Below are 23,016 nucleotides of genomic sequence, written 5' to 3'. Positions count from 1 at the left end.
AGTCGGGTGGGCGTCAGACCCGCGCCTCGAGGAGCAGGTTCGACGCAGTGGTCGCCGCGACACGCGCCGAGGTCAGACCGGCCGCCCGGAAGGTGTCGAGCAGTCGAGTGGGGCCGGCCTGGGCGCCCAGCGAGGTCGTGCCGTCGGCGATGCTGTGCGGTACGCAGAGGTATGAGCTACCCGAATAGAACAGCAGTGCAACGGGATTGGTCAGATTCTCGGCCAGTGTGTCGTGCGCCAGCGGTTCGACGGCGATCACCTGACCGCCGGGACGCAGTGACGACCGTGCGTGTGCGAGCGCACCCACCGGATCGCCGAAGTCGTGCAGGGCGTCGAAGATCATGATCGCGTCGTGGTCGCCGGCGTACGACTGGGCCGTGGCCACCTCGAAGCGGACCCGGTCGTCGACCCCGGCCGCATGGGCGGCTGCGGTGGCGCGCCGGACGGACTCCTCGTGGCTGTCTACGCCGACGAACGTGGAGTTCGGGAAGGCCTCGGCGAGCAGGATCGTGGGGACCCCGTACCCGCACCCGACGTCGAGAACGCGGATGCCGTCGGTGAGGCGCTGTCCGAGGCCGTCGATCGCCGGAACCCACTCGCTGAGCAACGACGCGCGGTAGATCGTGCCGTAGAACCGTTCGACGCCGGAGAACAGCCGGGAATCGTGGGCGTGCCAGGGCACGCCGTCGCCGGTCGCGTACGCATGCGCGAGCTGGTCGACCGAGGACCACACCGCGGCAGCGACCTCGAAGCCGGCCACGATCGCCGCCGGACTGTTGTCCTCGGCGAGCACCATCGCGTGCTCGGCGGGGAACACGAACACCTCTGGGCCATTCGCGGCGTCATCGCCGGCGTCGTGGAGCAGGACGTATCCGGCCGCGGCCTGCACGCACAACCATTCGTGCACATACCGTTCGGCGAGTCCCGAGCGTTCGGCGAGCTCGGCGCTCGTCGCCGAACCGAGTTGCGCCAGAGCCCGCCACAGTCCCAGGCGGTCGCCGAGGTAGGTGCTGATCGAGTGATAGGCATGGGTGAGATCGGCGCTCACCTGGCCGGCGAAGGCCTCGACCCGAGCGAAGTCGGTCGCGGTGCCGGAACCGGCGGCGTGTGTGGTGGTCATGGGATGAACCTCTCGTGTGCGATGTCGTAACCACGCCGGGCGGCGTGTGCACCGAGCGTGCGCCGGCGTCCTGTCGCGGCGCTGTCATGACCGGACCGTGACCCGCTGGGCGGTGAGCCGATGGTGACAGCCCCGTGACAGCGGGCTCGGAGACCGTCGACGCATGAGAACAACACAGATCAGCGACCTGGGCACCGTGATGTCCATCTGGGCTCACCCCGATGACGAGACCTACCTCGCCGGCGGCGTGATGGCCGCCGTCCGCGACGCGGGTGGGCGCGTGGTGTGCGTGACCGCGACCCGCGGCGAAGCGGCCGACGAGAATGCCACCGCCGCAGAGCGTTCGGAGCTCGCCCTGGTCCGGACCGGCGAGCTTGAGAAGGCTTTTATCGAGCTCGGCATCCAGGAGCACCACTGGTTGGACCTACCCGACGGTTCACTGGCGGCGATCGACGAGAGCGGCCCGGTCGGACGCATCACCGCCCTCCTCGACGACGTGTCACCCGACACCGTCCTGACCTTCGGTCCCGACGGCGTGACCGGGCACCCCGACCACCGCACCGTCAACCGGTGGGTCCGCCTCGCCGTCGACCGTTCGTCGACCTGCCCGCGAATCCTTCACCCGGTGGGCACCGGGCGGGGGATCGAGTTCGACCTCGCCCGTGAGTTCGACATGTGGGCGCTGGGCGGGCCGCGCCAGTGTCCGAAGGAGATGGTCGCGTTGCGAATCGATCTCGACGGGGCCGAACTGGACCGTAAGGTGCGAGCCCTGCTGGCTCAGCGCTCGCAGACCGCGGACCTGGCCGCGGCGATCGGCCTCGAGCGATATCGAACATGGGTGTCGGTGGAGACCTACGCTCATCCTGCATAGGCCGTCGGAGAACAGAGAGCGACGATCGGGATGGTGGTGCGCGAAACCGAAGACGGGCACGTGTCGCCCGCGGTCGAGGTCGGCCTGCTGGGTGCACTGAGGTTGCGGGTCGACGGTGCCGAGGTCGCGGTCCCCGGGGAACGACGACGCGCCCTGCTCGCGCTGTTGACCGTCGCCGGCCGGCACGGCATGGGTATCGGGCGGCTCGTCGACGCGCTGTGGGGCGACGATCTGCCGCGGGAACCGATTGCCGCACTGCACAATCTGGTGTCCCGGCTGCGACGCCATCTCGGCCGACACGCCGATCTGTTGGAACGACGCCCCGACGGCTACCGGCTCCGGGTGTCCGTCGTCGATGTGACGATCGTGCGCGACCTGCTCGCATCCGCCGCCGACACGCCCGATCCCGCCGAGCGTCTCCGTCTGACCGTCCGTGCCCGCGAACTCTGGCGCGGCGAGCCGCTCGGCGAGTTCGCCGGCATCCCGGACCTGGACACCGAACGCGTTGCGTTGGAGGACCTCCACAATCGGCTCGCCGACACCCACGTCGAAGCGCTGGTGGAGTGCCGCGACCCGAGCGCGACCGCGACAGCGAGGGCCGGTGTCGCGTCCGCGCCGCTCCGCGAGAGTTCGGCACGACTGCTCATCCGCGCACTCGCCGCCGACGGGCGTGTCGGCGACGCGATGGCGGTCGCGATGGAGTTCCGCGACCGGTTGCGCGAGCGGACGGGTCTCGATCCGAGCCCGGCCCTCGCGTCGCTCGAGCAGCGGGTGGCGGCGGGCTCCGAATACGGGCAGGCCGAGACGAATCCGGGGCCCGGCGTGACGTCGCGGCGTCGACCTGCTGCGCCGGCCGGGCCTCTGGTGGGGAGGGAGCGAGAACGCGCCGAGATCATCCGGCTGTTGTCGGCGCATCGGGTCGTGACCCTGACCGGTACGGGCGGCGTCGGCAAGACCAGTCTCGCGCTCGACGTCGCCGCCGACCCCGCGGTGTTCCCCGGGTACGGCGTTGCCGTCGTCAACCTCGCCGCGGTCGCGCGAGCCGACCGCGTCCTCCCGTCGGTGGTGTCCACCCTGGGTCTCGAGGTCGGGGTGGGTGCTTCCGTGGACGCGATCGCGCGCGCCGTCGACGGGTCGCTCCTGCTCGTCCTCGACAACTGCGAACATGTGTTGTCGTCCTGCCGCGAATTGGTCGCGGCGATCGTCGAACTGGCTCCTGCAGTGCGGATCCTGGCCACCTCCCGAGTCGTGCTCTCACTCTCCGCCGAGTACGTCCTGCGTCTGCAGCCCCTGACCTTTCCCACCCGCGTCGACGACGTCGACGCGGTCGTTCGGCAGCCTGCAGTGCGCGCGTTCGTCGAGCACGCGCTGCGACGCAATCCGACCTTCGCGGTGTCGAGTCGTGAGCTCACGGACCTCGTCGACGTCGTGCGCCGTGTCGACGGGCTCCCGCTCGGCATCGAGCTGGCGGCGCGTCAGGCCGCCGTGATGCCGATGTCGGCCGTGGCCCGAATGCTCGATGGTGCACTCGATCTCGCGACGGGAACCGGAGCCGACGACCAGCGGCGGCTGACGCTCCGCAGCAGCATCGACATGTCATTCCGACGGCTGAGCGTGGTCGATCAAGCCGTACTCGCCGCCCTCGCACCGTTTCCCGGCGGTGTGTCGCTGCGCACGTTCGAATCCGTCGCACTGAGCGTCGAAGCGGAGGTCGTCGGCGCAGCGGGCATCGGCACGCGAGGTGACGGCGGGCTCGACCCGGTGGAGACCCTGCACCGTCTGATCGACAGCTCGTTGCTCGTCGCCGACGCGTCGGGCGGCAGATACCGTCTCGTGCATCTCATCCGCACCCATCTGCTTGATCACCTCGACCGTGCGGGCGTGCTCGCCGCGGCCGAGGACCGGTTCCTCGACGAATGTGTCGCAACGGTGCGGGACATCGGCGACGAGTGGCTCGGCGTCGCGGAGTTCGAGGCGAATGAGCGTCTCCATGCCGAGATGGACAACCTGCGGTCGGCGCGGGACCTGGCACTGGCGCGCGGACGCGTCGACGTACTCGTGGCGATCACGACATCGCTGTCGCTGATCAGCACATGGCGCAACCTCAACGAATTGTGGACGTGGGCCGTCGAATCGGCGCGTTCGGCGTGGCTCGATGGTCATCCCGATCGCGCCGAGATGCTGTCCGCGGCGGCCGAGGCCGCGCGGCTCGTCGGCGAGTTCGACCTCGCCGTCGACTTCGCGACCTCCGCCCTACGTCCCGATGCCTCCGGGGCACCACCGGATCCGGATGCGCCCGCGTTGGTCGGCGCGCGGGCGGCCAGGGCGGCGGTCGCGCACTTCCGTGGCGACTTCGCGGTGGCGGTACGGGAATGGACCCGCTGCGGCACACACCCGTCCCTGGGGTCGGCGTTCCTCGCGTCTGCGGCGCTCGCCGCGTCGTACTCCGGTGACTCGAGCGGGGCTGCCCGGCTGTTGGCCGAGGCCCGGTCGACGCTGGACCCGTCGGCGGGGCCGTCGCAGCACGCCTTCCTCGACTACGTCCACGGCGAGCTGCTGTCCGCGCACGACCCGTCCAGCGCGCTCGCCCTCTACGAACGCGCCCACGAACGGGCCGCCGGCGTCGGGGCGACGTTCATCGTCGGGGTCGCTCGTGTCGGCGCGGCGGCGTGTCTCGTCCGCGTCGGCGATGTAGCGCGTGCCGCGGAGGCCTACGTCGTCCTGCTCGGGGCATGGCGCGACAGCGGTCAGCCGACGCAGCTGTGGACCACGGCGCGCGACGCCGCCGCACTGCTGCGCGTCCGGGGCCGGATCGACGTGGCCGACCTGCTCGTCGAGTGTGCCGATCTCGACCCCGCCGCGGCCTTCGACACACGCAGAGGTGCCGCGGACCGTGCTTTCGGGGACCTGGTGCACGCCGACAACACGGTCCACGCCGACACCGAAGTCGTGCTCGACCGGGCGATGCGCGAACTCCGAGAGATCAGGGAGTCGACGTCATCGGACGACCGCGGGAGCTCGGCGGCGCGATGACGTCTCCTCGGGTGGCTCCTGCAGGGCGGAGATGGCCGATACTGGTCGCATGCTGCTGACTGCCGACGACGTCGACCGCGCGACCGACGAGCTTGCGTCCGTGATCCGGCGGACCCCGACGATCGCGTCGCGGGTGGTGTCCGAGCGGAGCGGTGCGCAGGTGTGGCTCAAGTGCGAGAACCTGCAACGCACCGGATCTTTCAAGCCACGCGGCGCGTACCTGCGTATCTCGCGGTTGTCGGCGGGGGAACGTGCCCGTGGGGTCGTCGCGGCCAGTGCGGGCAATCATGCGCAGGGAGTCGCCTGGGCGGCATCGGAACTGGGGATCGCCTCACGGGTCTACATGCCGGTCGGAGCCGCGCTGCCGAAGATCGCCGCGACGAAAGCCTATGGCGCAGAGGTGGTGCTCGCCGGATCGACCGTCGACGAGGCGCTCGTCGAGGCGCAGCGTCACGCCGATACGACGGGCGCGGCTCTGATCCACCCGTTCGATCATCTCGACATCGTTGCCGGACAGTCGACGGTCGGCGTCGAGATCCTGGAGCAGATCCCGGACGTGTCAACGATTCTCGTGCCACTCGGCGGCGGTGGGCTGCTCGCCGGCGTCGCCGCGGCGGCGCGTCTGCGACGACCGGAGGTCGAGGTGATCGGCGTGCAGGCGGCGCAGGCCGCGGCCTGGCCGACATCACTCGCCGAGGAGCGACCGACGCCGGTCGCGGCGATGAACACCATGGCCGACGGCATCGCCGTCGCGACACCCGGGAAGGTCCCGTTCGCGCACGTCTCCGAGTTCGTCGACCGGATCGTCACGGTCAGCGAGGAAGAGTTGAGCACCGCGCTGCTGCTCATGCTGGAGCGGGCGAAGCTGGTGGTCGAGCCTGCCGGGGCCGCGGCGGTGGCGGCGGCGGTGAGCGGTCGGCTCGCGCTGTCCGGGACCGTGTGCGTCGTGTTGTCCGGCGGCAACATCGACCCGCTGCTGCTGCGCCATGTGACGACCCACGGCCTGACCGCCGCCGGACGATTCCTGACCGTGACCGCGACCGTCTCCGACCGGCCCGGTGGACTGGTCGCACTGCTGGAACTGCTCCGCGACCTCGGCGCGAGTGTGCTCGACGTCGTCCATTCCCGCGTCGCCGACGATTTGTATCTCGGCGAGGTGCAGGTGACCGTCAGTGTCGAGACCCGCGGACACGACCACCAGCACGACGTCCGGCGGGCCCTCGCCGACGCGGGGTTCCTGCGGGACTGAGGGCGAACGTCGGCGCTAACCTGTCTGGGTGGCTGCCGACGGACCCGCCCTGATCGGTGTGCTGGGCCCGATCGCGGTCGGCGCGTGCCCGGTGGGCGCCGAGAGCCCCGATCGGCTCGTCGCGGTGCCGGGGCTGCGGGCCCGACGCCTGCTCGTGTCGCTCGCCCTCGCCGACGGGCGCGTGATCTCGGCGGACCGCCTCATCGACCACGTCTGGGCTGACGATCCGCCGCGTTCGCCGCACAGTGCGTTGCACACCCAGGTGTCCCGGCTGCGCAAGCTCCTGCCCGAGGGGGTTCTGGAGGGCACCGAGAACGGTTATCGACTGCGCAACAGCCGCACCGACCTCGACGTGGTCGACACGCTGCTCGCCGAAGGCGGCCGGGATGCCCACGACCGGGCCCGGCAGTGGTGGCGCGGCGTGCCCGGAGACGATCTCGGGGACGGGTCCCCGGTGACGGTGACACTGTCCGCACGCATTCGACGTACCCAGGACGCGCTCGACGGTGCGCAGCTGACGGCCTCGCTCGCCGAGGGTGACTTCGCGACCGCGCGATCCATCGCCGAACAACGCTGCGCGCGAGACCCGTTCGACGAGCCGGCACACACCGCCCTGATGCGGGCGCTCGCCGGGGAAGGCCGCGCCGCCGACGCGCTCGTGGTGTTCGACCGGCTCCGACGGCGGTTGTCGACCGAGCTGGGGACGGACCCGGGTACCGAGATGGCGCGGGTCCACGCCGAGATCCTCACCGCGACATCACCACCTGAGATCAGCGCGCCACGGCCGGTGCGTGCCGTCGGATTGCGCTCGCCCACCACCGAACTCATCGGACGCGGTGCCGACCTCGACGCCGTGGCGAGCATGCTCGACACCGGGCGCGTGGTGACCGTGCTCGGTCCCGGCGGCGTCGGCAAGACGCGGATCGCGACCGAGATCGGCCATCGGCTGCATGCGGCGGGCGCCCCGGTCTACTTCGTGTCGCTCGCCTCGGTGCGGTCCGGCGAGGACGTGATCCCGGCGATCGCCGCGACGCTCGGGGTCGGCGAATCCGATCTCTCCGCAACCGGCCGTCCCCGCATGACCCCCGGAGACCTGACCGCACGTCTCGAGGACGCGCTGCGCGAGCGGGCGTCGGTGGTGATCCTCGACAACTGCGAGCAGATCATCGGCGCGTGCGCCCGGATCGTCGCCGAACTCACCGCGGCCGTGCCCGGCGTCCGCGTCCTGTCCACCAGCCGAACGCCGCTGGCCATCGTCGGCGAGCAGGTGCATCAGCTACCCGTACTTGCGGCGGTGGACGTGAATTCATCTGCGGTGCAATTGTTCCGGACCCGCGCTCGGGCTGTGCGTCCCGACGCGGAGCTGCCCGCGGGGCGCGTCGTCGAGCTGTGCCGCCACCTCGACGGACTGCCGCTGGCCATCGAGCTGGCGGCGGCCCGGATCCGGACGATGACGGTCGAGGAGATCGCCGACCGCCTGGGGGAGAAGTTCGCGCTCCTGCGGTCCGCCGACCGCACGACGCCGGATCGCCATCGCACCCTCTACGCGGTGATCGAGTGGAGCTGGGAACTGCTCGACGACGCCGGCCGGGCAGCGCTGGTGCAGCTGTGCCGCTTTCCCGGTGGGTTCAGCCGATCGGCTGCCCGGGCGGTGACCGGGGCCTCCGGGACGGTTCTCGACGACACCCTCGAGAGTCTGACCAACCAGTCGCTGCTGTCGGTCGTGGAGACCGACGGTTCGGTCCGTTTCCGCATGCTGGAGATGGTTCGTGAGTTCGGCGAGACCCGGATGGCCGCCGACCTGGCGGCCCGGGTCGAGTCGCAAATGCGTGGCTGGGCCATCGAATTCGTTTCCCGTATGCGCGACCTGGCCGAGAACGGCGACCACCCCGCCGGTGCCGGCGGTTTGGCCCGGGAGGCCGACAACCTGACCTGGATTCTCCGGTCGGCCTGCGAGTCCGCGGTCGTGGCGCCCACCGACGACATCGTCGCGGTACTCACGACGCTGTACCCGGCACTGGCGTATCACTGGACGGTTCGTGGTCTGCACGGGGAGACGCGCGCGTGGGGCGCGCGGGTCCTGATGGCGTTACCGCGCCCACCCGCGGCACCCGACGACGCCCTGCGCGAGAACTGGCAGGTGACCGCCATCGTCGGTGCGGTGCACGGCATGATGACGGGCGAACTCCGAGTGCAGGCCACCGCCCGGTTCCTCTTGCGCTCGCTCCATCGTGCCCACCTCACATTCCACCGGGCGAGCGAGTTCCTGTCGGCCGTGGCGCTGGCCTCGACGTCGACGGGCGCGTACCGGATCATCTGCGAGGCGGCCGAGACCGCGGTCGACGACGAGGTCCGGGCACTGGCCCTGACGCTACGGTCACATCTCCGAGAGAATCGCGGGCTGGTCGGTCCGGCACTCCGGGACTCGACGGCTTCCGGCCGATGGCTCGCGGGCAGCCGCTACGCCTCGTGGTTCCAGGGCATGCGGCAGTCGAGCACGGGCGGTCTGTACGGACAGCAGGGCAGGTATTCCGAAGCCGCGGCGACCTATCGAGCCGGAATCGACTTGCTGGCACCACTGGGCGCCGTCGAAGACGTCCGCCAGATCAGGACCATGCTGGTCCTCACCTTGCTCGCCGGCGACTTCCCGGACGACGCGCGTCGCGAACTCCACGTGATCACCGACGACTGGGACCTCGAGGCCGAGGACCCACAGGGCAATCCGGAGGTGATCGGGCCCGCTCTGCTGGGTGTTGCCGAACTCGCCTTCGCAGACGGCGCGTCGAATCCGGAGGTGGCCGCGGGTTTTCTGCGCGCCGCACGGGTCATGCTGCGGGAACACCCCTTCGGCGTCGCCGACCCCGCGGTGCTCATGGTGGTGTCCGCCGCCGTCGCGGGCCTCGTCCGCAGCGGAGATGTCGACGCCGCGTGGGAGCTGGTTCCGGAAATGGTGAAGGGACTCGACGACATGACGTTCGGTCCGGGGTGGCAGGACCTGCCGCAGGCGGGCACGGTGGCATCGGCCTTCACCGTGCTGTGGAACGCCGGCCGCCCCACGGATTCCGTCGGCCGACGCCTCGTCGAGTTGGCGGTGAGTCTGCCCGGACGACGAGACTGCCCGTCGCTGGACTGGGCATGGCACTGGACACAGGAGCAGGCCGGAAAGGACGGGGTGGCGCGACACCCTGCGGTGCCGCGCCACGTGGCCGTCGAGGAGCTGCAGCGACTACTGCACGATCAGGCGTTTCGCATATAGGCCCGCACGGCGAGTGGTGCGAACACCGCGGTGATCACCGCGGCGCCGATCAGGGCCCACACGACGTGGATTCCGGCGTGACCGGAGTTCGTCAGTTCGCGGACCGCCGTGACCAGATGGCTGACCGGGTTGACGTTCACGAAGCCCTGCAGCCAACCGGGCATGCTGTCGACCGGGACGAAGGCATTCGACATGAAGGTCAGGGGGAACATGATCATCATCGAGATGCCCTGCACGGCTGATGCTTTGCTCATGAGGCAGCCCATGAGTGCGAAGATCCACGAGACCGCGAAGCTGCACACGATGATGAGTGCGGCCGAGGCGATGACACCGAGAACATCGGGGCGCCAGCCCATCAGCACGCCCATCACGACGGTCAGTACGGTGGCGATGGAGTAGCGGATGACGTCGGCGAGCAGGGCGCCGGCGAGTGGGCTGATCCGGGCGATCGGTAGCGAACGGAACCGGTCGAAGACGCCCTTGTCCATGTCCTCCCGCAACTGGGTGCCGGTGACGATGGAGGTCATGATCACGGTCTGCACGAGGATGCCCGGAATGATCACCGGGAGATAGGCTTCCACGTTGCCGCTGATCGCGCCGCCGAAGATGTAGGTGAACATCAGCGTGAAGATGATCGGCTGGAAGGTGACGTCGAAGAGCTGTTCGGGGTTGTGCCGGATCTTGAGCACACCGCGGTAGGCCATGCTGAAGGACTGCCGGAACGACTCGGCAAGGCTGATGGAGGTCTTGACCTGCGCGCGTGCGGCGCGGGTTGTGATCGAGGTCGACGGGGGATTGTCGAGGGTCGTGGTCATGAACGGGCCTCCTGGGTGGTGTCGGAAGAATCTGTGTCGGATGGCCGGTGCCCGGGTGCGCCGGTGTCGGCGTCGGATTCCGCGGGCCTACCGGTGATGGTGAGGAACACCTCGTCGAGGCTCGGCTTCTGCACGGTGATCTCTTCGACGCCGATCCCGTTCTCGCGCAGTGCGATCAGGACGTCGGGCACAAGCTCGGCCGAACTCAGCGGCACGGTCGTCCGCGCGGCCTCCGGACTCAACGTGGCCTTCTGCCCGAGGATCGACTCGGCGATCTCGCACACGCGGGGTGCGTCGGCACGGTCGGCCGCGACGAGCTGGAGTGTGCTGGCGCCGATCGAGTGCTTGAGTTCGTCAGCCGTGCCATCGGCGATGACGCGGCCGTGATCGATGACGGCGATCCGGTCGGCCAGCTGATCGGCCTCGTCGAGGTACTGGGTGGTGAGCAGGACTGTCGATCCGCCGGCGACGAGCCGGCGGATCGTGTCCCACATCTGGGCGCGGGTTCGCGGGTCGAGGCCGGTCGTCGGTTCGTCGAGGAACAGCAGCGGCGGGGTGTCGATCAGGCTGGCCGCGAGGTCGAGGCGCCGTCGCATACCGCCGGAGAAGTTCTTCAGCGGTCGAGCCGCGGCGTCGGTGAGGGCGAATGCTTCCAGCAACTCGTCTGCGCGCGAGCGGGCCGCGGTCCGTGAGAAGCCGAGCAGGCGGGCGAAGAGCACCAGGTTCTGGGTGGCGGTGAGGTCCTCGTCGACGGAGGCGTATTGACCGGTGACGCCGACGAGCGAGCGCACGGCGACCGCGTCGTCGACGACGTCGTAGCCGAACACGCGCGCCTCTCCGGCGTCCGGCCGCAGCAGGGTCGCCAGCATGCTGACGGTGGTCGTCTTTCCCGCACCGTTGGGGCCGAGGACGCCGTACACCGATCCGGTCGGCACGGCGAGGTCGACGCCGTTGACCGCGCGGGTCGAACCGAAGTGTTTGACGAGGCCGCGAGCGTCGATCGCGAGGTCGGTGCGGAGGGACCGGGCCGACCCGACGTCGGGCCGGGGAGTGGTTGTCGTTGTCATGCCGACAACTGTGGCGCCGTCGCCTGTCGTCGGGCTTGCGTCGGCTTACGTGGTGCTGTCGCGCGGGGCGAAGTGTTCCGCGGAACGCTCCGGAGGGACGTCGCCGCCGACGGGAGACCGGCGTGGATTCGACGCGGCGGACACGAGGAGTTCTGTGGATGGGCTTTCTGCTGTGGATTCCCGCCCGGCTGCGATAGCGGGACAGATTACGTTGCCCGCCATGGGACGACGTACACACTCCGCTGAGGCGGCCTGGACACCGCGGATTGCTCACCGCGTCCGTCACGAGCTCATGGATGACGTTCACGAGCAACGACGGAAGGCCTACCGGCGGCTGGACGAACTCGAGGCCGAAGCGAGTCTGCTGGCCGAAGATCTCAACGATGCGGACGATGGCTCGCTGCATCTCGATCCGGACGAGTACACCGACAGGGAGGCCGCACTCGAGGAGGCGGACCGACTCCTCGGCCTCATCAACTGGTGGTCTTCGTCGCTCGCGGTGACGGTGTTGAATCTCGCCGACGCGCCGGTGCACTGGGTCACTGCCCCGGCAGTAGAGCTGATCACAGGCGTGCGGAACGAGGAAGCCACCGCCGGGGGTGGCGGTGTGGACACCCGCGTCCTACCAACATTGGGTAGCGCCGGTCTCGCCTTGTTCGAGAGGTCCGCCGGACGCCATCGACCATCGAAGAGATGTCCGGGTCTCGACAATCGCGACGTCGGGATCGACGGCTTGTGCTGGTGGCGAGCAACACTCGGTGGGGAGAACTCGCCGCCGCCCGTCGTGGACATGATCACGCTGCACGTGCTGACCCGCGACCGGAAGCTCTGCCGCTCCGCAGTGGTCGACGGGCGACGCCCGGCGGTCGTCGACGTGGATGCGTTCACCGTGGCGGTCGAGCCTGCGTGGACGGGGAGCGCACAAGCGTCTCCATCGGTTCGCGTGCTGATGCGTCTCGCCGATGACCTGGTCCGGGGCACGCTGACTGCCTCGCCTGTGCCGACGACGGGTCGAACTTCGGCGGCCGTCGCGGTGGTGGCCTGACAACCGGCCGGCGGCTCACTTCGCAGGTTCGAGGTTCGCGAAGTGCTTGAGGGTGTCGGCCTCGATGGTTTTGTAGACCGTCGACGACGCGGGACCGGAGAACGCGGTGACCACACGGGACGAGGTGGGCAACTCGAGCGCGAAGGTCCAGCTGAGTCGGCAGCCCACGTCGGCGGGCAGGATCTCGGTCGCCTCACCAAAGCGTCGGATGCCGGGTACGTTCGCCCTCAGGACCCGGAAACCGTTGCGGTAGTGACCGTTCGCCGGGTCCTCGGTCCAGTCGAAGAAGTCCTCGTCGAGGGTCACGTAGCCGGGACCGAGGACCGCGCGGCGTTGCGTTCCCACACCGTACGGCGGCGGTGAGACGAACTCGATCTTCTTGATCGCGCGGCACCAGTCCAGCGTGTGCTGACGGGTGAACTCGGCCCACGCGCGTTCCGGCGTGACCGGCAGGCGCACGTCGATGACGTGCCGCACCGGCGCATCGTCGAAGAAGTCGAGATCGAAGGACTCCAGCTCATGGGAACGTGCCATGGGTCACATTGAAGCACGGTCTTCCGGGTCGAGCCTCGGGCGAGCGTGGTCGAAACAGGGTCGGCCTCCTGTTCAGGTCTACCGGTGCACTTCAACTCGACTCCTGGACTTCGATCGAAGTCCAGGAGTCGAGTCGAGGTTCGCCGGTCGTGGGGTGCACGACCCTCGCAAAATGGATCCGCCAGCGGCCCTGGTGCGTCCTAGTGTCATGACCTCTTTCCCCACCGACAGGTACGGGCTGATTCGCCGCACGGCAACGCTGCGACTCGGCATCAACGACGACGCTGTGACAGCCGCCGTACGGCGCGGCGAACTGATTCGTCTTGCCCCGGGGGTCTGCGCACTGGCGGCCGACGAGGCGTCCGCCGAGGACCCGGGTGACCGTCTGTACCGACTCAGATCGATCGCGGTCGCGACGTCTGTTCGAGACTGTGACGCGTCGATCCTGAGTCACGACTCGGCGGCAGCCGTTCACCAGCTGCCGCTGCTGCACCCGGAACGCGAGGTCGTGCATCTGACGAAGAAGTCGAAGGTGGGCGGGTTCGGGCACGGGTTACGGATCGTCCATGCCGGGCCGGTGGCGCCCGACGAGGTGGTCGACATCGGCGGAATCAGGGTCACGTCTCGTGAGCGAACCGCTGTAGATGTTGCGATGTCCGGTGACTTCGCCCAAGCGCTGGTCGTGTTCGATCGCGCGCTGGCGTCCGGCGCCGACATCGCCACGGTGACCCGTATCCTCGCGTCGCGGAACCGTTGGCGCGGTGCGGGGACCGCGCGTCGTGCCCTTGCGCATGCGGACGGTGCGTCGGAGAGTGTCGGGGAGTCGTGGAGCCGGGCGCAGATGATCGAGGCCGGGTTGCCGACTCCGCGACTGCAGCACACGTTTGAGACGGGCGCCGGAGACGCGCGGACCGACTTCGACTGGGACGGAACACTTGTCGGTGAGTTCGACGGACTACAGAAGTACGGCCGACTGTTGCGCCAGGTTGAGAGCCCGCGCGATGCACTCATCCGGGAGAAGCGTCGGGAGGATGCGCTGCGCGCACAGGGGATCATGGTGATCCGGTGGACGTGGGGAACGCTCCAACGCGGCGAGCTCGCCGATATGCTCCGGCCGTGGTTGGACAAGCTGACCGCGGCTTGACCGATGAACCCCAACTCGACTCCTGGACTTCGATCGAAGTCCAGGAGTCGAGTCGAGGTTCGCCGGTCGCGCGACCGGCGGTAGTTCACGGGCACCCTGAAAACACGAAACCCGGGACGGTCATGCCGTCCCGGGTTGTGTTCGTCGTCCGATCAGCCGTGGTAGGGCTCCGCGCTGACCAGGGTCACCTTGATGGTGGCACCGCTGGGCACGGAGTACTCGCGGGTCTCGCCGACCTTGGCGTCGATGAGGGCGGCACCGAGCGGGGAGCTCGGGGAGTAGGTCTCCAGGCCGCCCTGGCCGCTCTCCTCGCGGGTGGCGATGAGGAACGTCTCGGTGTCCTTCTCGTCACCGTCGTAGTAGACGGTCACGACGGAACCGGGCAGTGCGACGCCGGACTGGGTCGGCGCCTCGCCGACCTTCGCGTTGTTCAGCAGTTCCTGCAGCTGGCGGATACGCGCTTCCTGCTGGCCCTGCTCCTCGCGAGCGGCGTGGTAGCCACCGTTCTCCTTGAGGTCGCCTTCTTCGCGACGCTCGTTGATCTCGGCGGCGATGACCGGACGGTTGGCGATCAACGAATCGAGCTCGCTCTTGAGGCGGTCATGCGACTCTTGGGTCAGCCAGGTCACCTGGGTGTCGGTCATCGGTCACTCCTTTGTGTTGTCCGCGCCCCGGGCGACCGTTTACACCAGGGGCATATGGACTGCTGAAAATGCAGCAACACGACCCCTCGCGGAGCCGTGTATCCGTTCAGGGTACCAGGTGGTGAGACCTATGGCACATCGGTACTGCCGCGCGACAGCGCGCCGAGAGCGTCCTGATACGTCGGTTCCATCCGTTTCAGCCATCCCACAACGAAATACGTCACAGGCATGAGGATGACCTCAACAAGTGTTTTCCAGACGAATCCGACGATCGTGTAATTGACGAAATCTCCCCAGGTCGAGATACCCAGGGCGGTGGCGGCGATCGAACAGAAGACGATGGTGTCGGCCAACTGGCCGACAATCGTCGAACCCAGCAGGCGCGCCCAGAGACGATTTTCCCCGGCGCGTTCCTTCATTTTGACCAGGACGAAGGAATTGAGGAATTCGCCCACGACATAACCGGCCAATCCGGCTAGCAGGAATTGTGGGACGACTCCGGCAACCGTCTCGAAAGCCGCCTGGCCTTCATAGAATTCAGCGGCCGGGAGGTGAATGGTCAACCAGAAACACAACGACGCGAGAATCAGGACCGCGAACCCGGCGAGGATCGTCCGGCGCATGGCACGGAACCCGTAGACCTCGCTGATCACGTCGCCCAGCACGTACGCGAGCGGGAACAGGAAGAAGGCGCCGTCGGTCACCAGGCCGTCCATCTGGATCGGCCCGAGATCGACCTGCAGCCATTCGTCGAACAGGACGACGCCCTTGGTGCCGGTGACGTTGCTGATGAGCATGACGCCGACGAAGACGGCGACCAGAAGGGGGAAGTAGCGGCTGCCGATGGAGGCGAAGGCGGCGCGCGGCGACGGCAACTCACTGCCGGTGGACGCGGCGGTCACGAGGCCGACGGCTTCAGGTAGGCCGGCACGTCAAGGGTGCACCCGAAGACCTCGCCGATGACCGGTGGTTTCGACGTCGTGACCTCGGTGCGGACGCCGATCCGTTCTGCGGAGTCCGCGGGGATCAGGATCTCGCGACGCCCGGTCTCGCCGCCGTCGCGGGAGCGGCCGCGCACCACACAGGCAGCCGCCCGGCTCGGATCGGAACGCTCGACGGTGAACTGCACCGCGACGGTCGAGCCGTCGATGATCTCGTAGCCGGTGGCCTCACCGGTCACGTCCGCCGACGAGAACTTGCTGTAGCCGATGACGGCGAGGGTCACGCCGGCCGCGACGACCAGGATCGACAGGGCGATGAACCAGCGACGACGCCCAGAGGCGGTCTCCGAACGCTCCGGATAGGTGGCGCGCGGACCGCTGTGCGGTCGCAAGGTGTCGGGTGTCGCGCGCGGCGCGTCACCGGCGTCTGCGGCGCCCCCGTCCGAACTGTTCACGCGTCAATACCTACCATGGGAGGAGTAGCGATCCGAAGGTGAGGAACTGTGACCGAATCCCACGTCGGCGACCCCAAGTCGGGTGTGTTCCGGCTGATGGCGGTGCACGCGCACCCAGACGACGAGTCGAGCAAGGGTGCCGCCACGACCGCGAAGTATGCGGCCGAGGGCAACGAAGTGCTCGTCGTCACACTCACCGGCGGTGAGCGTGGCGACATCCTGAATCCGGCGATGGACCGCCCGGGCATCAAAGAGCGGATGACCGAGGTCCGTCGCGAGGAGATGGCCAAGGCCGCCGAGGCGCTCGGCGTCCGACAGACATGGCTCGGCTTCGTCGACTCGGGCCTCCCCGAGGGCGACCCGCTCCCGCCTGTTCCGGAGGGTTCCTTCGCCTCGGTGCCGCTCGACGAGGCCACCGAGGCCTTGGTGCGCGTGGTCCGCGAGTTCCGCCCGCACGTGATCGTCACCTACGACGAGCACGGCGGATATCCGCATCCCGATCACATCCGCTGCCATGAGGTGTCGGTCGCGGCGTACGAGCAGTCCGGCGATCCGGACGCGTTCCCGGACGCCGGCGAACCGTGGACGGTGTCGAAGCTCTACTACACCCACGGGTTCATCCGGGACCGGATGGTCCTGTTCTCCGACGAGTTCGCGCGGCACGGCCAGGAGAGTCCGTTCGCCGAGTGGCTCAGCAAGTGGGACCCGAGCCGTGGCGATCTGATGGGACGTGTGACGACCCAGGTCGAGTGCTCCAAGTACTTCCCGCAGCGTGACGACGCGCTGCGCGCCCACGCCACGCAGATCGATCCGAACGGGGTGTTCTTCGCGGTGCCGCTGGAGTGGCAACAACGCCTGTGGCCGACGGAGGAGTTCGAGCTCGCCCGGACCCGGGTCAAGACCGCGTTGCCGGAGACCGATCTCTTCGCCGGGATCGAGGCGTGATGGGCACCAGCACAGTCGTGAACGACACCCTGATGGTCCTGGCGCAGGAACCCCAGGGGCCGGAGTTCGGCAAGGCCTCACCGCTGGGCCTGCTCGTGATCCTGTTGCTGCTCGTCGGGACCGCGTTCCTCATCTGGTCGATGAACCGGCAGCTGAAGAAGCTGCCCGCGTCCTTCGACGCCGAACACCCGGAGGCCGACCAGGCCTTCGACGAGGGAACCGATTCGCCGGGCCCGGCCGGTTCGGACGCGGTCGCACCGAACCCGCCCGGGACCCCGGGTGCCACCAGTGCCGCGGGCACCGACGACCGGCGGCCCGCCGACACCTGAGTCGAGGCGTAGAAGTGGAGTCATGCGCATCTCCACTCTGATCGGGACGTCACTCGCGACCGCTGCGGCGGCAGCCATCGGCAGTGTGGTCACCAAGCCGGCGGTCGAGACCTGGTATCCGAAGCTGGCGAAACCGTCCTTCGTACCACCGAACTGGGCGTTCCCGCTCGCCTGGACCTCGCTCTACGCCGACCTCGCGGTGACCTCGGCAGTCACCCTCGACGACCTGGCCGACGACGGCGACCACGAACAACGTCAGCGGTATCTCGCGGCGCTCGGCGCCAACCTCGTGCTCAACGGCGGGTGGAGCTGGATCTACTTCGGCCGGGGCGCCCTCGGAACCGCGTCGGTCGCGGCGGCGGCGCTCACCGTGAGCAGCGCCGACCTCGCCCGGCGCACCGCACGGACGAACCGGACGGCAGGTGCCGCGCTCGCCGCCTACCCGGCGTGGTGCGCGTTCGCCACCGTGCTCTCGACGAGCGCCTGGTGGCTCAATCGTGGTCGGCGGTCACCGGCGCCTGCCTGAGCGTCGCGGCGAATCGGTCCATCGCCCAGTCGATCTCGGATTCCGTGACCACGAGCGGTGGTGCGAGTCGCAGCGTCGAGCCGTGGGTGTCCTTGGCGAGGACATTGCGTTCGGACAGCCGCAGACAGAAGTCCTTGCCGGTGCCGAGCGCGGGGTCGAGATCGATCCCTGCCCACAGGCCGAGGCCGCGCACCGCCACCACCCCGTTCCCGACGAAGTCGCGCAGTCGGGCGTGCAGATGATCGCCCAGTTCCGCCGCCCGTCGTTGCCAGGTCCCGTCGGCGAGCATGTCGACGACGGTGTGACCGACGGCTGCGGCGAGCGGGTTACCGCCGAAGGTCGATCCGTGCTGACCGGGATGCAGCACGCCGAGGACGTCGTGGTCGGCAACCACCGCCGACACCGGTAGGAGCCCGCCGCCGAGTGCCTTCCCCAGCAGGTAGACGTCGGGTTCGACGCCCCAGTGCTCTACTGCGAAGGTCCTACCGGTGCGGCCCAGACCGGACTGGATCTCGTCGGCGATGAACAGCACGCCGCGTTCGGAGCAGAGGGCCCGCGTGCCGGGCAGGTAATCGTCGGGAGGCACGACGACGCCGGCTTCGCCTTGGACGGGTTCGAGCAGGACGGCCACCGTGTTCTCGTCGATCGCGGCATCGAGGGCAGCCAGGTCGCCGAACGGGACACGAACGAATCCCGGTGTGTAGGGGCCGAATCCGGCGCGCGCCTCGGGGTCGTCGCTGAACGAGACGATCGTCGTCGTGCGGCCGTGGAAGTTCCCGGAGGCCACCACGATCGTGGCGCGGCCGTCGGGTACGCCTTTGACGTCGTAACCCCACTTGCGGGCGACCTTGATCCCGGATTCGACCGCCTCCGCACCTGTGTTCATCGGCAGGACCATGTCCTTGCCGCACAGGGAAGCCAGTGCGGCGCAGAACGGTTCGAGTCGATCGGACCGAAATGCGCGGCTGGTGAGGGTGACCCGCGCCAGCTGATCGAGTGCGGCGGCGACGATGCGTGGATGGCGGTGGCCGAAATTGACCGCGGAATAGGCCCCGAGACAGTCGAGGTGTCGACGGCCGTCGATGTCGGTGATCCAGGCCCCCTCGGCGGTGGCCGCGGTCACCGGGATCGGCGAATAGTTGTGCGCCACATGAGGTTCGACGACGCCGAGCGGTGCGCCCGCGCTGGTGTGGGTGCCGGTGCCGGGGCTCGTCATCGTCATGAATCGAGGGTATCGTCGAGGTCTGGTGCAAACAATCGACGTCGATTGCGTCTGAACGCAACGGATCGCCGGTATGGAAGCAAAGGGGAGCGGTCTGTTGCGGACACTGGACGACCTCGACGAGAGGGTGCTCGCGCACCTCACCCGGGACGCCCGGGCGACCTACCAGCAGATCGGGCAGCAGGTGGGGTTGTCGGCCCCCGCGGTGAAACGACGCGTCGACCGCCTGGTCGCCGACGGCGTCATCCGGGGTTTCACCGCGGTCGTCGACCCGCACGCGATGCAGTGGACCACCGAGGCATACGTGTTGGTGTACTGCCGGGGCAACATCTCGCCCGACGAGTTGAAGGCGGCGTGGGAGCCCATACCGGAGGTGGTGGGTGCGGCGACGGTCACAGGTCAGGCCGACGCCGTCCTGCGCGTGATGGCCCGCGACGTACGGCACCTCGAGCAGGCGCTCGAACGCATCCGGCGGGCCGGCCCGGTGGATCGATCAGAGTCGATCCTCGTGCTCAGCGAGCTGATCGACCGGGGGCACCCGTGAGAATCGGGGTGTCGAAACCGTTGTGCTAGTGTGGTCGCCGTGATCAGCACCGTGCGCGCGTATTGGCGCTTTATCGAGGCTCCGGGTGGGGCCACGATGATGCGTTGACCTGACGCGCGCACGACACACCCGGAGCCCGAGCAGCGACCCCACGGTCGCTGCTCTTGTCATTTGAGCGGGGCTCCGACCACACCCAGGGCATGCCTCGTCACCACAACGACACGGGCATGACCTCGAAAGGCACACAACGTGACCACCTTGCCGGACCTCCCGATCCGATCCGACGACAACGCCGAATCGACCTCCGACCGCCGCATCCGGGCGTTCCGTCCGATCCCGTCGCCCGACACCGTGCGCAGCGAATTGCCCCTCTCGGCACGACGAGCCGTCGCCGTCCAGCGCGACCGGGACGAGATCGCCGACATCCTCGCCGGCCGCGATGACCGGCTGCTCGTCATCGTCGGGCCCTGTTCGGTCCACGATCCGATCGCCGCCATCGACTACGCCCGGCGCCTCGCGCCGCTGGCCGATGCCTACTCCGAGCGACTCAAGATCGTGATGCGCGTCTACTTCGAGAAGCCGCGCACCACCGTGGGGTGGAAGGGCCTGATCAACGACCCCGGGATGGACAACACCTTCGATGTCGAGCGTGGCCTGCGCACCGCCCGGTCGTTGCTGCTCGACATCATCGACCTCGGTCTGCCCGTCGGATGTGAGTTCCTCGAACCGACCAGCCCGCAGTACATCGCCGACGCGGTCGCGTGGGGTGCCATCGGCGCCCGCACCACCGAGTCCCAGGTCCACCGGCAGCTGGCGTCGGGCCTGTCGATGCCGATCGGCTTCAAGAACGGCACCGACGGCAACGTCCAGGTCGCCATCGACGGCGTGAAAGCCGCTGCGGCCGAACACGTCTTCTTCGGAGTCGACGACTTCGGCAACGGTGCCGTGGTGGAGACCGCGGGCAACGAGGACTGCCACATCATCCTGCGCGGCGGCACGCGCGGCCCGAACTTCGACGCGGAGTCGGTGTCGGCGGCCGCCGAGGCGCTCGCCGCGGCCGGCCTGCCCGCCCGGGTCATGATCGACTGTTCGCACGCCAATTCGGGCAAGGATCATGTCCGTCAGGCGGAGGTCGCCACCGAGATCGCGACGCGACTCCGGGCGGCGCGCGAGGCCGGTGAGCCCTCGAACGTCAGCGGCGTGATGCTGGAGAGCTTCCTCGAGCCCGGCGCGCAGTCGACCGAGGCCACCCCGCTGGTGTACGGCAAGTCCGTCACCGACAAGTGCATGGGCTGGGAGGCCAGCGCCCAGGTCCTGGCGGCGCTCGCGCGGGGCTGACCCTTCCCTCGCCTCAGTATCTGCGGCTCGGCGGCCGTCGTGGACCATGAAAGAACACTCGTGAGCGTCCGAATCTCATGCTCCCTGAGGTGCGAGCGAAGCGAGCCACGAAGGGTGTAGCAACGTGTCTCACCAGGCCCTTCGTGGCTCGTCGCTTGCGCTCCTCGCACCTCAGGGATCAGTGGGTTGTGTGCTTCTTTCGGACCGGGGAACGATGGGAGACGCTTCGCTCGGGTCAGACGACGTCGACCTCAGACGTCGAGTCCGGGATCGTGATCAGTGCTCGACGACGCAGTGTTCCGCGGGGCGACCGTACCGACGGCGCCACGCGGAACTCGGCCTCCCACCGATCGGAGTGGATCCGGTTGAGCAGGTAGCCGCGTTGCGAGTTGCCGAACCGGACGTGGGGTGACGCTTCCTTGAGGCGGCGGTCGCCGTCGTCGCTGTCCTCCCCGTCCCCGCCGGAGGTGATCGACGTCGCGGCCAATTCGACGCCGCGCGTGAGCGATTCATCGGTGTAGGAGGTCCGGAGGTCGGCGACCACGCTGCGATGGATGTCGCCGGCGAGGGACACCAGATTGCGCACGCCCCGGTCGGCGGCGCCGCCGAGGATGCGGGAGCGCGAGGCCTCGTAGCCGCTCCACCCGTCCATGCTGACCGCCCGGGTCGAGCCGACGGTTCGGGCGAGGTCGGCCATCGGTACCTGCTGGGCGAGGACGTTCCACCGGTGCCGGGACGAGGCGAAACCGTCGAGCACCCATCGTTCCTGTTCGGCGCCGAGGATGGTGCGGGAGACGTCCGCGGTGCGCGCGTTCTGCCCGGTGTCGTTGTCCCCGTTGGCCTGATCGCTGCGGTGACTGCGGGTGTCGAGGAGGGTGAGGTCGACGAGATCGCCGAAACCGAGCCGCCGATGCGCGCGGATGACGGTTCCGTTCGGTCGGGCCGCCACCCGCACCGGCGTGTTCTCCCACCAGGCGCGCAGCGCGCGGGCGCGACGCAGCGCGAACGCGGTGAGTGGGGTGTGGTCCTCGGGAATCGCTGCGGCCCAGTTGTTGTCGACCTCATGATCGTCGAAGGTGATCACGAACGGTGCCATCGCGTGGGCGAGTTGGAGGTCGGGGTCGGACTTGTACAGCGCGTAGCGCTCGCGGTAGTCGTCGAGGTCGACTGCTTCCCGTGTTGCCGAGAGAGGAAGCACCGCATCGGGTCTCGCACCACCATGAACCGGGATCGGCTTCTCGTAGATGTAGTCACCGAGGTGGAGCACCACGTCGGGTGCATGCGCCGCCAGGTCGGCGTACGCATGGTAGTAGCCGTCGGACCAGTTCTGGCAGGACGCGACGGCGACCGTCATCTTCTCGACGCGTGCGAAAGGTGCTGGTGCCGTTCGGGTCCGGCCGACCGTCGAGACCTCGCCGAGTGCCCGGAACCGATAGAAGTAGTCGGCGGCGGGCGCGAGACCGCGGACATCGACGTGCACGCTGTGCCCCCATTCCGCGGTGGCGTGGACCGTACCCCGACGCACGATGCGGGTCATGGATTCGTTGGCGGCGATCTCCCAGTCGACTCGCACCGGGCGTGGTCCCATGCCGCCACCGGGCGCGAACGGGTTGCGCGACAATCGCGTCCACAGCACAACGCCGTCGGGGAGGGGGTCACCGGACGCCACCCCGAGTCCGAACACGCCGGCGGGGTGAGCCGGTGTGGGTAGGGCCGGCGAGGTGCCGCCGAGGAGGCCGGGCGTGAACGCGAGACCGGCGACGAGTGCCGACCAGGTGAGGAAGCGGCGTCGGGAAGTGCCGCCGCGGAGCGTGAGGTCGGGATGACAACGGATGGTCGACGGTGTGAGAAGGGCCGGTGATGCGTCGGCCGGGTTTCCCCGCATGGCCTCAGCCGACCAGGATCACCTGACCTGGGCTCCACCTGCAGACGGCGGGG

Annotated in this window: 20 protein-coding genes; 11 read left to right on the top strand and 9 right to left on the bottom strand. The window is 68.8% G+C overall.

What is annotated here, in order from left to right; translation table 11 throughout:
- Nucleotides 1–13: 13 nt before the first annotated feature.
- The gene (locus tag B1818_RS05305) at nucleotides 14–1,120 is read right to left on the bottom strand and encodes a class I SAM-dependent methyltransferase (RefSeq protein ID WP_058250751.1); all 1,107 of its coding nucleotides are present in this window, start codon (nucleotides 1,118–1,120) and stop codon (nucleotides 14–16) included.
- Between the two features lie 163 nt (nucleotides 1,121–1,283).
- On the opposite strand from B1818_RS05305, the gene B1818_RS05300 reads away from it, so the two are divergent.
- Genes B1818_RS05300 through B1818_RS05285 form a run of 4 tightly spaced genes read left to right on the top strand, consistent with a single transcriptional unit; the run spans nucleotide 1,284 to nucleotide 9,529 of the window.
- On the top strand, nucleotides 1,284–1,991 hold the full coding sequence (locus B1818_RS05300; protein ID WP_058250750.1) for a PIG-L deacetylase family protein: 708 nt from the start codon (nucleotides 1,284–1,286) through the stop codon (nucleotides 1,989–1,991).
- Between the two features lie 30 nt (nucleotides 1,992–2,021).
- Entirely contained in the window at nucleotides 2,022–5,024 is a 3,003-nt protein-coding gene (locus B1818_RS05295; RefSeq protein WP_058250749.1) for a BTAD domain-containing putative transcriptional regulator, read from the top strand.
- Nucleotides 5,025–5,073: 49 nt separating this feature from the next.
- Nucleotides 5,074–6,273, top strand: a complete 1,200-nt coding sequence (gene ilvA / locus B1818_RS05290; RefSeq protein ID WP_065629946.1) for a threonine ammonia-lyase — start codon at nucleotides 5,074–5,076, stop codon at nucleotides 6,271–6,273.
- A 28-nt stretch (nucleotides 6,274–6,301) separates the two neighbouring features.
- On the top strand, nucleotides 6,302–9,529 hold the full coding sequence (locus B1818_RS05285) for a BTAD domain-containing putative transcriptional regulator (RefSeq protein WP_078112088.1): 3,228 nt from the start codon (nucleotides 6,302–6,304) through the stop codon (nucleotides 9,527–9,529).
- Here the strand turns inward: B1818_RS05285 and B1818_RS05280 are convergent.
- Nucleotides 9,511–10,344: an ABC transporter permease gene (locus tag B1818_RS05280; RefSeq protein WP_058250746.1), complete on the bottom strand. Its 834-nt coding sequence runs from the start codon at nucleotides 10,342–10,344 to the stop codon at nucleotides 9,511–9,513. The two genes, B1818_RS05285 and B1818_RS05280, sit on opposite strands and share 19 nt — an antisense overlap.
- Nucleotides 10,341–11,411 (bottom strand): ATP-binding cassette domain-containing protein, encoded by a 1,071-nt coding sequence (locus B1818_RS05275; RefSeq protein ID WP_058250745.1) that lies wholly within the window; start codon nucleotides 11,409–11,411, stop codon nucleotides 10,341–10,343. The genes B1818_RS05280 and B1818_RS05275 overlap by 4 nt, the downstream gene beginning before the upstream one ends.
- A 292-nt stretch (nucleotides 11,412–11,703) precedes the next feature.
- Between B1818_RS05275 and B1818_RS05270 the strand changes: the two genes are divergently transcribed.
- Entirely contained in the window at nucleotides 11,704–12,456 is a 753-nt protein-coding gene (locus B1818_RS05270; protein WP_058250744.1) for a hypothetical protein, read from the top strand.
- 15 nt (nucleotides 12,457–12,471) lie between these two features.
- Here B1818_RS05270 and B1818_RS05265 read toward each other — a convergent pair whose 3' ends face one another.
- Nucleotides 12,472–12,990, bottom strand: a complete 519-nt coding sequence (locus tag B1818_RS05265) for a hypothetical protein (RefSeq protein ID WP_058250743.1) — start codon at nucleotides 12,988–12,990, stop codon at nucleotides 12,472–12,474.
- A 208-nt stretch (nucleotides 12,991–13,198) separates the two neighbouring features.
- On the opposite strand from B1818_RS05265, the gene B1818_RS05260 reads away from it, so the two are divergent.
- The gene (locus B1818_RS05260; RefSeq protein WP_078112087.1) at nucleotides 13,199–14,134 is read left to right on the top strand and encodes a hypothetical protein; all 936 of its coding nucleotides are present in this window, start codon (nucleotides 13,199–13,201) and stop codon (nucleotides 14,132–14,134) included.
- A gap of 152 nt (nucleotides 14,135–14,286) precedes the next feature.
- On the opposite strand, the gene greA is transcribed toward B1818_RS05260, so the two are convergent.
- The 3 genes from greA to B1818_RS05245 form a co-directional block, all read right to left on the bottom strand.
- On the bottom strand, nucleotides 14,287–14,778 hold the full coding sequence (gene greA / locus B1818_RS05255) for a transcription elongation factor GreA (protein WP_004020945.1): 492 nt from the start codon (nucleotides 14,776–14,778) through the stop codon (nucleotides 14,287–14,289).
- A 128-nt stretch (nucleotides 14,779–14,906) separates the two neighbouring features.
- The gene (locus B1818_RS05250; RefSeq protein ID WP_058250740.1) at nucleotides 14,907–15,680 is read right to left on the bottom strand and encodes a queuosine precursor transporter; all 774 of its coding nucleotides are present in this window, start codon (nucleotides 15,678–15,680) and stop codon (nucleotides 14,907–14,909) included.
- On the bottom strand, nucleotides 15,677–16,111 hold the full coding sequence (locus tag B1818_RS05245; protein WP_091344282.1) for a DUF4307 domain-containing protein: 435 nt from the start codon (nucleotides 16,109–16,111) through the stop codon (nucleotides 15,677–15,679). The genes B1818_RS05250 and B1818_RS05245 overlap by 4 nt, the downstream gene beginning before the upstream one ends.
- A 111-nt stretch (nucleotides 16,112–16,222) precedes the next feature.
- Between B1818_RS05245 and mca the strand changes: the two genes are divergently transcribed.
- The 3 genes from mca to B1818_RS05230 are packed head-to-tail and all read left to right on the top strand — an operon-like array spanning nucleotide 16,223 to nucleotide 17,974.
- Nucleotides 16,223–17,119: a mycothiol conjugate amidase Mca gene (gene mca / locus B1818_RS05240; protein WP_055474886.1), complete on the top strand. Its 897-nt coding sequence runs from the start codon at nucleotides 16,223–16,225 to the stop codon at nucleotides 17,117–17,119.
- Nucleotides 17,119–17,448: a hypothetical protein gene (locus B1818_RS05235; RefSeq protein ID WP_058250739.1), complete on the top strand. Its 330-nt coding sequence runs from the start codon at nucleotides 17,119–17,121 to the stop codon at nucleotides 17,446–17,448. The genes mca and B1818_RS05235 overlap by 1 nt, the downstream gene beginning before the upstream one ends.
- A gap of 22 nt (nucleotides 17,449–17,470) precedes the next feature.
- Nucleotides 17,471–17,974: a TspO/MBR family protein gene (locus tag B1818_RS05230; RefSeq protein ID WP_058250738.1), complete on the top strand. Its 504-nt coding sequence runs from the start codon at nucleotides 17,471–17,473 to the stop codon at nucleotides 17,972–17,974.
- On the opposite strand, the gene rocD is transcribed toward B1818_RS05230, so the two are convergent.
- A complete protein-coding gene (rocD, locus tag B1818_RS05225; protein ID WP_058250737.1) occupies nucleotides 17,940–19,196 on the bottom strand; it encodes an ornithine--oxo-acid transaminase in 1,257 nt (418 codons plus the stop codon). The genes B1818_RS05230 and rocD overlap by 35 nt on opposite strands.
- A gap of 97 nt (nucleotides 19,197–19,293) precedes the next feature.
- Between rocD and B1818_RS05220 the strand changes: the two genes are divergently transcribed.
- Together B1818_RS05220 and B1818_RS05215 are read left to right on the top strand one after the other, a co-directional pair.
- A complete protein-coding gene (locus tag B1818_RS05220; protein ID WP_058250893.1) occupies nucleotides 19,294–19,740 on the top strand; it encodes an Lrp/AsnC family transcriptional regulator in 447 nt (148 codons plus the stop codon).
- 249 nt (nucleotides 19,741–19,989) lie between these two features.
- Nucleotides 19,990–21,078 (top strand): 3-deoxy-7-phosphoheptulonate synthase, encoded by a 1,089-nt coding sequence (locus B1818_RS05215; protein WP_058250736.1) that lies wholly within the window; start codon nucleotides 19,990–19,992, stop codon nucleotides 21,076–21,078.
- 235 nt (nucleotides 21,079–21,313) lie between these two features.
- Here the strand turns inward: B1818_RS05215 and B1818_RS05210 are convergent, their stop codons facing one another.
- A complete protein-coding gene (locus tag B1818_RS05210) occupies nucleotides 21,314–22,963 on the bottom strand; it encodes an alkaline phosphatase (protein WP_058250735.1) in 1,650 nt (549 codons plus the stop codon).
- Nucleotides 22,964–23,016: the final 53 nt, after the last annotated feature.

The sequence above is a fragment of the Gordonia sp. IITR100 genome, assembly GCF_002009645.1.
Taxonomy (GTDB): domain Bacteria; phylum Actinomycetota; class Actinomycetes; order Mycobacteriales; family Mycobacteriaceae; genus Gordonia; species Gordonia hongkongensis.
Note: the sequence above shows the minus strand (reverse complement) of the source record. Positions and strands in the feature narration are given on the sequence as shown.